Annotated in this window: 10 protein-coding genes; 1 reads left to right on the forward strand and 9 read right to left on the reverse strand. The window is 56.1% G+C overall.

The window, feature by feature from the left end; all coding sequences use genetic code 11:
* The first annotated feature begins 15 nt into the window (after positions 1–15).
* The gene (locus SCARR_RS17550; protein ID WP_136062958.1) at positions 16–840 is read left to right on the forward strand and encodes a PaaX family transcriptional regulator C-terminal domain-containing protein; all 825 of its coding nucleotides are present in this window, start codon (positions 16–18) and stop codon (positions 838–840) included.
* An 18-nt stretch (positions 841–858) separates the two neighbouring features.
* On the opposite strand, the gene SCARR_RS17555 is transcribed toward SCARR_RS17550, so the two are convergent.
* From SCARR_RS17555 to SCARR_RS17595, 9 genes are all read right to left on the reverse strand, one after another.
* Positions 859–1,734 carry a glutamate--tRNA ligase family protein gene (locus tag SCARR_RS17555; protein ID WP_136062959.1) on the reverse strand — a complete coding sequence of 292 codons (876 nt, stop codon included), beginning with the start codon at positions 1,732–1,734 and terminating at the stop codon, positions 859–861.
* Positions 1,731–2,348 carry a phosphoribosylanthranilate isomerase gene (locus SCARR_RS17560; protein ID WP_136062960.1) on the reverse strand — a complete coding sequence of 206 codons (618 nt, stop codon included), beginning with the start codon at positions 2,346–2,348 and terminating at the stop codon, positions 1,731–1,733. The genes SCARR_RS17555 and SCARR_RS17560 overlap by 4 nt, the downstream gene beginning before the upstream one ends.
* A 5-nt stretch (positions 2,349–2,353) precedes the next feature.
* A complete protein-coding gene (locus SCARR_RS17565) occupies positions 2,354–3,025 on the reverse strand; it encodes an FMN-dependent NADH-azoreductase (RefSeq protein ID WP_136062961.1) in 672 nt (223 codons plus the stop codon).
* A 134-nt stretch (positions 3,026–3,159) separates the two neighbouring features.
* A complete protein-coding gene (locus SCARR_RS17570; protein WP_136062962.1) occupies positions 3,160–4,116 on the reverse strand; it encodes a ThuA domain-containing protein in 957 nt (318 codons plus the stop codon).
* 67 nt (positions 4,117–4,183) lie between these two features.
* Positions 4,184–6,160: a sulfatase-like hydrolase/transferase gene (locus tag SCARR_RS17575; RefSeq protein WP_136062963.1), complete on the reverse strand. Its 1,977-nt coding sequence runs from the start codon at positions 6,158–6,160 to the stop codon at positions 4,184–4,186.
* A 169-nt stretch (positions 6,161–6,329) separates the two neighbouring features.
* Positions 6,330–7,907 carry a sulfatase-like hydrolase/transferase gene (locus SCARR_RS17580; protein WP_136062964.1) on the reverse strand — a complete coding sequence of 526 codons (1,578 nt, stop codon included), beginning with the start codon at positions 7,905–7,907 and terminating at the stop codon, positions 6,330–6,332.
* 4 nt (positions 7,908–7,911) lie between these two features.
* Positions 7,912–8,532 carry a hypothetical protein gene (locus SCARR_RS17585; protein ID WP_136062965.1) on the reverse strand — a complete coding sequence of 207 codons (621 nt, stop codon included), beginning with the start codon at positions 8,530–8,532 and terminating at the stop codon, positions 7,912–7,914.
* A 15-nt stretch (positions 8,533–8,547) separates the two neighbouring features.
* Positions 8,548–10,395, reverse strand: a complete 1,848-nt coding sequence (locus SCARR_RS17590) for a DUF5060 domain-containing protein (protein ID WP_136062966.1) — start codon at positions 10,393–10,395, stop codon at positions 8,548–8,550.
* A 91-nt stretch (positions 10,396–10,486) separates the two neighbouring features.
* Entirely contained in the window at positions 10,487–11,509 is a 1,023-nt protein-coding gene (locus SCARR_RS17595) for a LacI family DNA-binding transcriptional regulator (RefSeq protein ID WP_136062967.1), read from the reverse strand.
* Positions 11,510–11,596: the final 87 nt, after the last annotated feature.

An 11,596-nucleotide genomic window follows, 5' to 3' on the forward strand; every position in this document is an offset into this window, starting at 1 on the left:
GTGTTACCCAGAGCTATGGACTGGAAATCATTTCATCACCCGGATTGGTCGCTGCCCGTCGTGAAACGAAGGCTAAGCGAAGAGTGGATCGACTACATGAGCGATGTCGGCAAGATGCTCGCCACGAATGGCCGATCGCTAATGTGGGACAGCACCTACCCGAGTCAAACAGCCTATAAAATGGCCATGTCGCGCCTGCGGAAGGCCGGACTCATGGCATACCATAAAAACGACGGAAAGCTCCCGCTCCTGAAACTGACCCCGCAGGGCAGGCAAAGCCTGCCGATCTACTTTCAGCCCGACCAGCTGTGGGACACCAAATGGAACGGCATCTGGTATATGCTCATTTTCGATGTACCGGAAAAAGAGCGCCACTACCGCGATACGCTGCGCGGCTTCCTGAAGCGCCTGCGCATGGGCTGCCTGCAAAAGAGCGTCTGGATCACACCCCGCGACATCCGCCCGGAATATGACGACTTGGAGCGGGTGGCCAACGTTCATGCCATCGCCTATCTGCTTGAATCACGAACCGTGCTGCATCGGGAAACGGCGGAGATTGTCGATAACGCCTGGAAATTTGACCGGTTGCAGGAGCTTCATGAGCGCTATCTTTCCGTCTTTGAGAAAAACCTGCAGTTTTTGGCGGAGGTGGATCATGACGAAGAGGCCCTCATGAACCTCCTCTACCAAGAGGCCGAAGCCTACATCCAATGCATGCGCCCCGACCCGCTGCTTCCCAGTGCCCTCCTTCCCAAACAATACCTCGGGAAAAAGGTTTTCAAACTCCATCAGCAAATGAGGAATGCGATTGCCCACGCCCTCTGCGGGGGTAACATCTAACTCCCACGATCGTGGTATTTAGATGTTACCCATCAAGGCCAAGGCATCGGTCAACTCAAGCGGGGCTTCGCAGGATTGCAACCCTCCGGAAAACATCGCGCGGCCAATGATTTCCTTGGGGATCGCGCCGGTCTCGCGCAACTGGGTGATGCTTTCGGAGCGCTGACGCTTGCTGAGTTTTTCGCCCGACTCATCACAAATTAGCGGATGGTGGAAGTAGGCCGGAACGGGAGCGCCCAAGGCCTGGAACAGCTGGATTTGGCGGGCGGTGCTGGAGAGAATGTCTTCTCCGCGGATGACGAGGTCGATGCCGTGGCGGATGTCGTCGCAGACGCAGCAGAATTGATAGGTCCATTGGCCGGTGCGGTCGCGCAGAGAAAAATCGCCGCACTGCCCAACTGGAGCTTGATGGCAGTCGCCCAGCGCGAGATCGCAAAAGGCAACCGACTCGGAAGGAATGCGGAAACGCACTGTGTTTCCTTCGAGTGGCAGGTTCTTTTCTGCGCAGGTGCCCGGATAGCACAACTCCCCCTGCCCGTCGGACTGCTTTTCAAGAATCTGCCGTCGACTGCACTCGCAACCGTATACGAGGCCGCGTTTTTCCAGGGTTTCGAGCACTTCCGCATAGTGGTTTCCGCAGTCGCTCTGGCGAAAGTTGGAAGGATGGGCGGCGGTCGAGGCGTTTATGCCCAAGTCGGGGGGAAAGCCGAGCCACTCCATGTTTTCGAAGATGGCTTGTTCGTATTCGGGACGCGCCCGTCCGCGGTCGTGGTCTTCGATGCGGGCGATGACTTTCGCGCCCTTGGCCTTGGCGATGCCCCAGACGTATAGCATGTGCAGCACATGACCCAAATGGAGGTAGCCGGTCAGGCTGGGTGCAAAACGAGTGGTCATTTTTTACGGCAAGCGGCGATGAAGGCCTCGACCTTGGCCATGTCTTTTACGCCCGGCTCGGTTTCAACGCCGGAGCTGACATCGACGCCCCACGGCTTTACCTCCGCCACCGCCGCTTCCACATTTTCAGGAGAAAGCCCGCCTGCGAGCAGGATCGGTTTTTCAACCGACTTCACCAGCGTCTTGGCTTTGCCCCAGTCGCAGGTTTTTCCGGTGCCGCCCACGGTTCGCGAATCGTAGGAATCGAGAAGAAAGCGGTCGAACTCGAACCACGATTCAGCGTGGTAGAGCTCATCCGGATTGAGTGCCCGCCAAATTTCCAAGCCTTGGAAAAGATCGCGGTCCATTTTCCAATGGTCGGGAACGCGGTGAACCTGCAACACGTCGAAGCGGCCGTATTGCGCGGCATGCGCCAGCTCGGATTCGGTCGGGCAGACAAAGACGCCGACGCGCTTCATGCCCTCGGGCGTTTCCCACCGGCCCACGGCTTTGGGATCGATGTAGCGTTTGGACTTCGGCCACTGAATGAAGCCGAGCGCATCGGGCCCTAACGCAGAAATCTGCCCGAGGTCGCCCTCTGAGCAGATTCCGCAAATTTTGACAAATAGGCCCATCGGCTTTATTCGGCCACGGCCTCTTGAGCTTCTGAAAGATCAAGCTCGGCAATGTCTTCCGCAATTTCCGAAGCGGCTTCAAGTGCCATGGCCTTGCGGTCTTCATTGTCGCCGAAGAACAGCGGGTTCTGGCCGTCGGCCCAAACGATTTCTATGTCGTCGATGCCGATGAAGTCGAAGGCGTGGCGCACTTGGCTCGTCAGAGCGTCGCGGGGGTCGTCTTCCATGTAGACGCCTCCGGAAGAAACGAGCAGCACCACGCTTTTGATTTTATGGAGCGGCTTAACGCCGTCTTCCTTGCTAATCGAGAAAGTGAGGCCGGGGCAGAGCACCTGGTCCATCCAAGCCTTCATGATGGCCGGAGCGGAAAAGTTCCACATCGGCATGGTGAGCACCAGCACGTCGGCGGCATTAAAGTCTTCGGCCTGCTTGGAAGCATAGTTCATGGCCATTTCTTCGACCTTGGACGGCTCGTAGGATTCGTCGAAAACCGGATACCATGCGCGCTTATAAAGCTCGTAAGAGTAGAACGGCGGCTTTTCGTCGTAGAGGTTGACGTTAACCAGCTCGACGTCCGGCGTCAGCTCGATCAGTTTAGTGAAAAAAGTCGCAGCCAGCTGTTTAGAAACCGACTCTTCGGTAGGCTTCGGGTTCGCGCATACATGCAAAACATTCATTACAGATTCTCCTTCTCTTCCTGTTCTAAAGGGATTTTTTAAAAATCGAAGGGGCGTTTATAGCCTAAAAGCGAAGGGGGGTACAATCAATAACCTGCAAAAGCGCGCCTGCAAACGGCGCGCCGGGAGCGCACCTATTTCTTCAGCTCAAACGCCCGCTTGCTCGTTTGATCCGCCGTCGGGAAATCGGCAGGAACCGGCTGGGTTACCTTACCGGTGGCCACCCACTCACAGCCACGGTTGAAGGTGGCGATAAATCCGACGCCTTCGTAGGCCGGGGTGTCGTGGCCGAGAATGGAGTGGAAGCAGCGCCCTTTTCCATAGGTTATGGTCATCAGCGCGGGCTGGTGCTGTCCTTTCCGGGCGGCCACATTGAGGTCTTCGCCGGTCGCCAGAATGGTCATGTTTTCGGCCGGGCCGCGCAATTTTGCATAACACTCGTCGAAGCTGGTCAGCCACTGGGCGGGCAGGCCTTTCATGATTGGGTGGTTCGGTGCGCGAACCGTGATTGGAAATTCATGCGCTTTTCCATGTGTACCGCCCTTGCCCGGCGACATGTCTCGAATCTCTTTGCCTTCTTCGTTGATATAGACATACGGGCCGTGCTTTTCGGTGCGTCCGCCCCAGCCGCCCACGCCGATCATCTTGTTGTATTCTTCCCAGTCGCCCCAGCAGTTGTCGGCCGCATGAACCACAACCAAGCCACCGCCGTTTTTCATGTAGCTCTCGAGTGCTTTCTTGGTGGCTTCCGGCAACGGCGCGGCGTTGTAGCCCAGATTGTTGACCACGACGTCGTATTTCTTGAAGTCGGGTGCAAAGTCCGGATCGGTCTTGGATTTCGGCAGATCCTCGCTCGGCAGTCCGGCCATGTCGAGGAACGCCTTTTCGCGGCCGGCCTTCCACGTATACTTCGTGCGGACCAGATCTACCTCGAACAGCCCGGTGTCTTCGAGCATCTGCTTCATCATGATCGTGGCCTTGGGCCAAACGGCATGGTTGTTCTGCCCGTCCATGATCAGGGCCTTCAGCTTGGCATCGGCGCCGGAAGCCAGCACCAGCACGCACAACACACTCAAAATAGTTTTTTTCATAGCAGTCATCCTTTTTTCGGTTTTAAGAGCCTCACAAAATAAGACGCCGCCCAGCCAGTGTCTTGTACTATTTAAGCAGGTTTTTGTATTTGCGCAGGTTGCGCTTCACGGGTTTGTGCACCGTCAGGCGCAGCTGCTTGAGATTGGACTTTGACTTATCCGCGGCAACGCGGGCGATGACGCGCTCGGAGCCGTCGCCGTTGGAGCGCAACGTGTGTTGCTGCATCACGCCGTCGGTCGTCCATTTTTCCCCGTCATTGGAACCTTCGATCACAAACCAGTAGTCGGGGCCGAGTTCTTCCAATCGTTGGAACTGCATGGCCAGATAGGTGCCCTGGGCGTCGGACACTTCAATCAGATGCGGCAGCTGCTCTTTGGACGGCGACTTCGGATTCCTTGGATCGCCGCCGTGAACATATTCGTGAAAGTTGTCCACGCCGTCGCCGTCGAGGTCATCTCCAGGATTCAGTGCGCCGTATTTTTCTTCAAACGCATCGGAGATGCCGTCGCCATCGGCGTCGGGCGGCGGGAGCGGCGCTTCGGAATCCACATTGTACAAATCAAACTTAGCCAACTTTGGCTCCAGCTTGGCCTTTTCGGCCAGAAGCCTGTTTTTGTATTCCCCGTTCGGTAGATCGTCGAGCCTGGTAAAGCTATGGAAATCGCCGGGGCGCTTGTTCACGTCATACCACGTGCCTTGGCCATCGCGCAGCACTTTGTCGTTGCGGATCATCTGGGCGTCGATGCGCATGGAATAGATCCAGTCGCGATGTTTTTTGCTCTCGCCGGTCAAATAGGGCCAGAGGCTTTGGCCGTCGAGCTTGTCGTAGCCCTGTGGAAATTGGAAGCCCATGATTTCGGCCAGCGTCGGCAGCACGTCGGCAAAGTCGGCCACGATATTGCGCCGCCCGTGCACGAGGTTTTTTACGCCCGGTGCATAGATCAGCAGCGGCACATGCATCCCCTGCTGCTGGGTAATCCGGCCCTTGCCAAAGTTGCCGGCATTGTCCTGCGTTCCGTTGTCGGCGCTGAAAAGGATAATCGTGTTTTCCAGCTCACCGATCGCCTTTAGTTTTTCGATGTACTGCCACATGTGGTAGTCGAGATATTCAACGTGGCGGCTGAGCCCTTCGGGCGTGATGTTCTTGCGCTCATACGTGCCATCCTCTCGCGGAATGTGCTTCGGCTCCTTGCGGACATATCTTCCGTTCTTCCATTCCAGCACAGGCGTCCCCGGCCAAACGGTCGGCGTGCCCGGCACCGCGCAGTCTTTGGCCAAATGCCCAAGGTGCGGCGTATGCAGCACAAAGAACGGTTTGTCGGCGGCTTTTGAACGATCCATGAAATCGAAAATATATTCCATCTCCAAGTCGGGCGCATAATCATCGATCTCCGTCTTGGCATACGCAAACGGCTCGTTCGGATGGTCTGGATGGTTGATCAGCTGGATTTCCGGCCACCAGAAAAAGGATTTGTGGTCCCAGTCGTCCGGATTGTTCGTGCGAAAAACGGGATACGGGTTTTTATTGGGGGTTCCAAAGGGATTCCAGCCGCTATGACGGAAAGGCTCGGCCGGATCGAGCACCAGCTCGTTGAATCCCATACTGAGGATATCCGCTCCCCCTCCGATGTGCGTTTTAGAAACCCAGATATTGGCATAGCCCGCGTCGCGGCTCATGTTGCCAAGCGTGATCGGAGCGCTTTCATAGGCCGCATAGGTATTGTTGCAGTCGGCACCGATGTGACTGTTGTCCCAATACTTGTTGTTGCAGGCATAGGTGCCGTTCATCAGCAGCACGCCGCTGGGCTTGCAGATGGTCGCCGCCCAAAAGGTCTCGATAAAGCAGCCGCCGTTCTCCGCCATCCGGTCCATCATCGGCGTCTTTGCCCGGCGGTCCCCCGTGAACATGCTCGATTCATAGAATGGAAATTCGCGCGCGCTGATGTCGTCCGCCACCACGAGGATGACATTCCTCGGCCTTGCGCAGACACTCCACGCCGCCCCCAGCACCATGCTCAAAATCAGAATTTTATTCACACCCATTTTCTTTTCCAAACGACCACTGATTGCCCCCATTCTAGTAGTTAGCCAACCAACAAATATCCTGCTCATTCGAAGATATCGACCGCAAAGACGCTAAGAAGCAAAGGTTATTGTTCTTCGTGTCTTTGCGTCTTAGCGGTCAATATACATGCCTTTGGATTCTTGTGTGCTAGGGCACTACAAAATCATGCTCTGTGGCGTGCTGGTCGAACGGCTTGATGGCCACTTCCAGCTTTTTGCGCTCGGCGCGGTGCGCCGGGGAGACCTTTTCCCAATCCAGGATCTGCGGGAAACTGATCAAATCGTCCGGCTGCTTTTCAACATTCCACCACTTGCCGTTGCCATCCCGCATCACCAGCGATCCGCGAACCAGCTGATGGGCGCCCTTATACGAGTAGATCCAGTCCCGATGCGTTTGTTTATCGCCGAACAAGAAAGGAACCAGACTTTCGCCGTTGACCTCATAGTCGTCCGGAATTTTGAACCCAGCCAGCTCCGCCACGGTCGGCATGAGGTCGGCCAGATTAACGAGCACGTCTTGTCCGCCCTGCTTGGTCATGCCCGGCGCATAGATAAACATTGGGACATGACAGCCTTTCTGACGTTCCACGCTTCCTTTGCCATATCCATGGGTGCCGTTATCGGCGCAGAAAATCAAGACGGTGTCGTCGGCAATGCCCATGGCTTCGAGCTTATTGAGATACTGCCATATCTGGTAGTCGAGGTAGTTGATCATGTTGTGGATGCCGGCCGTTGTGACGGTGCCGTGCGTATCATATTCTCCCTTGTCTCCGGTAATCTTCGGCTCGGTGCGGATGTACTTCTTTCCATCCCAATTGATGACCGGCGTGCCGGGCCATTTGCATTTGGAACCGGGATTCAGCCAGTCGTACTGGTCGTGGCCGAGGTGCGACGTGTGATACACAAAAAACGGTTTGCCTTCGGCGTTTTTGCGCTCCATGAAATCAAAGATAAAGTCCAGCTCCACGTCCGGCCCATAGGTGTTGAGGCCATAGCTTGCTTTGTCCGCTGCGCTGACCGGCCAATAGGTGATCTGCTGTTCCGCCGTCGCCTTCGGCACGGAGGGATGATTCATCAAGGCCACAGAAGGCTTCCAATACCAGGAAGTCTGGGCATAGCGCTGCACCTCTTCTCCGGAGTCCTCATTGATCTGGGTATTCTTTTTACCTTTCACCTCAGCCAAAACGAAATCGGTGTGCGGGTTTTTCGGGAAGAGATAGGAACCCGGCGTAAACACGCCTTCGTCAAATCCGAACAATCGGTGGTCGCACTGCTTCAGCTGCGTTTTACCGACCATTTGCGTGGCATATCCCGCCTTCTGTGCGACGTGCCCGATCAGCAGCGGCGAGCTGACGTAGAACGGAACCACCCACTCTTTCTTCTTCCCGTTTTGAACCACGCCGCCGAGATCGCCGTTGTGCCACCACTTGTGCAGGTGTGCATAGCGTCCGGTCATCAGCATGGCGCGACTTGGCGAGCAGATCGTTGCCGCCCAGGTGGTTTTAATCCAGCAGCCCTGCTCGGCCATTTGATCCAGCACCGGAGTTTGTGCACGGCAGGCTGGATCCGATGTATTCCACCCCTTCAGGTCGCTCCAAACCGAGGAGCCGTACGCCGGAAACTCGCGGGCGCTAATGTCGTCCGCCAGAATAATAATCACGTTTTTCTTGGCAGCGGCATTCCCGGCAACAAGACCGGCCAATATAATCCCTAGACATCTTTTCATGACGCTACTTCCTTGATGGCTTGCTTTCGGGCTGTTTGGGATCCTTGGCCTTGGCGTCGCCCACCGACTTGTGCTTGAAAATGATGCGGTCCATGTTGAAGCGCTGGGAGCGGCCGGAAATGATCAGCGTGTATTTTTCGCCGGCCTTAAGCTTGTAGAGCGGCGGAAATTTTTTGTGATGCTTGTCGAGCTGCGCCGTCCAGCCCCAGCCCTTGGCATCGCCGCCGTAAAGCTTGGTGTCGGACTTGAGCATGTCCAGCGGCGCCTTGCCCGCCGTGTCAAAGTCGCCCATCAAACGGATGTAGCAATCGTTGCAGCGGTCGCCCGGCTCGCCATCCAACCGCTTGTGCGCGCGGATGAGCAGTCGATATTCGCCGTCCTTGTCGACGGTGAACCGGTATTCGAGCGGATCCGCCGCCGGCCCGCTGGCAGGCTGGTTGCCGGTAAATTCAAAATGGCATTCGCCGGTATAACCCTCCACCGACTTTTCCTTTTCCCAGTCGCCCTTCGACGACTTGGTGGACTCGGCTTCAATAATCAGCAGGCCGTCCTTGCCTTCGAACACCGGTGCGGCAAATGAGCAACAGACACTGAACACGGCAAATAGAGCTATCGTTTTTTTCATCTTAGAAATCCTCTGTTACTTAACCAGCACAACCCAATCCTGATCCGGGTCCGCCGGCGGATTGCCGAGCGACACCTTGCCGCCCCCCTTGACCTTTGCGACGGAGCCCTTCTGCAGCTTTCCGCCGGTGCGCGGATTGAACCATTGCACCTTGAACGAGCCCTTGGCGCCGGTCAGATCGAGCTGCGCACCGGCCACCTTCGGAAGATAGACGAGGTAGGTTTTTCCGGCTTGGGAAAGACAGTATCCGTCGTTTGTGTTCTGCTCGTTTCCGATGAGCGCGTTGCTGTTTTCCATTTCCCAGAACGGAAATTTTTCGCTGCGGAAAAAATCGAGGGCGATGCGGCTGTAATCCCATGTTTTGTCGCGGCTACGCCAGTCTTCGGCATTCAAGTCGTTTTGAGGAAACTTGTAACCAAAATAATATTCCACCCCAGTTCCTCCGGCCATCAACGTGCCCCACAGCGTCTGGGCGCGGACCTCATCGATGCTCGGCATATAAATCGGTTTCTCGCTTTTTGTATTCGCTTCGCGCGCTTCGGCCATGCCCGGCCAATCGGGGTCGGGCGGCGTACCGGCGCCAGCACTGCCGGACTCGTCGGAAGAAACCACCCACGGGTGCCCGGACGCTTCGGAGCGGGTGACCCATTTGAGTGCGTCGCGATGAGTGTTCTTCACGGCGGAATTCTGAATGGATACGCCGGTCAGGACATCCTTCTTGCCCATCAGTTCGCCATAGATCTTTTCCTGCTGATTCGGATAGGTGTGCAGCACCACATTGTGTCCATACGGATCAGTGGCGCGGATAAATTTTGCCTGATCTATGATCTCTTCGATCGACTGCGTGTTTTCCTCGCCAATGTTCCAGTTGAGCGCCAGGTTGTGGCCGTAGCGGGCAATCATTTCGCGGAGGTAGGCTTTGCGCTCAACGCCCAGCTTGCCTTTGTCGAGCGCCATCTTTTTGCCGCCCTCGTTCTTGCCTCGCTGGTCGTCGTTTTCGGTTTCCTGCAGCTTGAAGTGAAGGTACATGCCCTTGGCGTTGCCGTGATCAAACACGATGCCCCACTGGTCGAGCTTGGAGCAGTCGAAGTGCAGCTTGTCGGCGCGGCTGACGTGCGGCCAAACGTTGTCGCCGTCGCCCCCGGCGTTATAGGGAATGAAGGAGAAGGCGTTGCCACCCTTGCCGGCGAGATAGTTGATCGCGCCGATCATGCCCTTCCCCTTGCCTCCCTTCCAGCTCGGGTCGCCGGGGTTCCAATCCTTGGAATGCGCCTCCCAGGTTTTCAGCGGGCATTTTTTGGCGTTGTTCGCGCGGGTGCCATCGAAATCAACATACGCGAGAAAGGTTTCGGGGGAATCCGCGCCGGCCTTGAGGAACCATTCGCCGCTGCCCGCATGGCGGAGGTAGCGGCTGCCGACATATTGAAGCCGGCCCTTGGAGCGCAGGTCCACGCCTTTCTTGTCGGTCTTTCCAACCTTAAAGCTGCCCTTGATTCCGTCGAACTTTGTTCCCTTGAATTCAATCGCGTAGCTCCAGTCGCCCTTTTTATCGGGCGAAAGATGCGCGCGCCATTTGGAGCCCTCAGTGGCGGAGGTTTCGCCGGCGTTGCCGTCGGCGGCAAAGTAGCCGGGGACGAGATAGTCGGGCGAGCCGGACTCGTGCGTAAAGCGCACATTCATTTGCTGATCAATGAAAGGATTGGGGGCCGTGTCGGTTTCCTTGGCGAACGGGCCGTCGAGCGTCAATGTAACTTTATGCCACTGTTTCAGCTCCCCCGAAATATTAACGGAACCATCGCCGGCTTGAGCGTGAACCAACCAGATACTGGAAACCAACAAGGCCGTGAACAGTGATTTTTTCATGTTTTCCCATTCCTTATTACAATGTTAACCATCTCATTCTTATGTAAAAAAAAACCAATGGCCGGAACATCCGGCCATTGGAAAGCACCCGCTATTTTTTCGGAACGGCGGTCGACTCGCGTATGAGCAGGTGCGGTTCAAACCGGAGTTGGCGCACGGGCACCTGGCGCTCCTTGTTTTCGATCCGGTCGATGACGAGCTGCGCAGCCTGCACTCCGATTTCGTAGGCATCCTGGTGCAACGTGGTCGCCGGCGGAATAAGGTATTCGGTAAACTCCTCGTCACCAAATCCAATCACCGATAGGTCGGCGGGAATATTGATGCCCATATCGTGCACAGCGCGATAGATGGTCGGCAGCATGAAATCGCCGCCGGCAAAAATGGCCGTGGGCGCGTTTTCCTGCTGGATCAAATCCTTGACCATCTGTTTGTTGGCATCTTCGCTTTCGAAATTCCACCCTTCACGTTCAATCGGTTCGGCCGCTTCGGCATGGCGGGACACTGCATATTCAAAACCGCGCTTACGGAGCTGCAAACTCTCGATATCGGTGAAAATTCCGGCAATCCGACGATGCCCGAGCTCCAGCAAATGCTCGGCGGCCAGCTGACCGCCGTGCTCGTCGGCGGTGCCGACAAAGTCGTATTTCTTTTCCCCGGTCAGGGCATAGTCCACACTGACCACCGGCATGTGATGCGATTCGATCGCCGCCGAAACCTGGTCCATACGGTTGGGATACGGCCGGATGATCAGCCCCTCCACCCGCCGCTCGGCTAGGCGCTGAACGAGCTGTTCGTCCAAATCATCCTGGCGGTGCATCAGCAAAATCGGCAGATAGTTGCGCTTCATCAGCTCGTCGTGGGCGCCACGAAAGATTTCCTCCGTGAAGTTATCGACGAATGGATCGATGATCAGACCGACGGAATAGGTTTTGCCGCTCTGCATACCCTTGGCAAACAGGTTGGGCACATAGCCCAGTTCTTCAGCCACCTTTTCAATCTTGCGAACCGTCGAGGCTTTGTGCAAATGCGCCTTGCCGTTGAGCACTCGGCTCACGGTCTGGAAAGAATAGCCCGTCCGTTGGGCAATGTCGCGGATTGTAATTTGCTTACTCATAGTGCAGAATTGTTAGCACGAACATTTCTTCAAACACAATGATTAAAGAGGCTGTATTTACCCAAGGGTCGAAAAATCGTGAGAATT

Source organism: Pontiella sulfatireligans (assembly GCF_900890705.1).
GTDB lineage: Bacteria > Verrucomicrobiota > Kiritimatiellia > Kiritimatiellales > Pontiellaceae > Pontiella > Pontiella sulfatireligans.

Excerpts from the sequence above, each read along its gene's own strand:
- SCARR_RS17550 (WP_136062958.1), top strand. The coding sequence starts at position 16 with ATGGACTGGAAATCATTTCATCACCCGGATTGGTCGCTGCCCGTCGTG.
- SCARR_RS17555 (WP_136062959.1), bottom strand. The coding sequence starts at position 1,734 with ATGACCACTCGTTTTGCACCCAGCCTGACCGGCTACCTCCATTTGGGT.
- SCARR_RS17560 (WP_136062960.1), bottom strand. The coding sequence starts at position 2,348 with ATGGGCCTATTTGTCAAAATTTGCGGAATCTGCTCAGAGGGCGACCTC.
- SCARR_RS17565 (WP_136062961.1), bottom strand. The coding sequence starts at position 3,025 with ATGAATGTTTTGCATGTATGCGCGAACCCGAAGCCTACCGAAGAGTCG.
- SCARR_RS17570 (WP_136062962.1), bottom strand. The coding sequence starts at position 4,116 with ATGAAAAAAACTATTTTGAGTGTGTTGTGCGTGCTGGTGCTGGCTTCC.
- SCARR_RS17575 (WP_136062963.1), bottom strand. The coding sequence starts at position 6,160 with ATGGGTGTGAATAAAATTCTGATTTTGAGCATGGTGCTGGGGGCGGCG.
- SCARR_RS17580 (WP_136062964.1), bottom strand. The coding sequence starts at position 7,907 with ATGAAAAGATGTCTAGGGATTATATTGGCCGGTCTTGTTGCCGGGAAT.
- SCARR_RS17585 (WP_136062965.1), bottom strand. The coding sequence starts at position 8,532 with ATGAAAAAAACGATAGCTCTATTTGCCGTGTTCAGTGTCTGTTGCTCA.
- SCARR_RS17590 (WP_136062966.1), bottom strand. The coding sequence starts at position 10,395 with ATGAAAAAATCACTGTTCACGGCCTTGTTGGTTTCCAGTATCTGGTTG.
- SCARR_RS17595 (WP_136062967.1), bottom strand. The coding sequence starts at position 11,509 with ATGAGTAAGCAAATTACAATCCGCGACATTGCCCAACGGACGGGCTAT.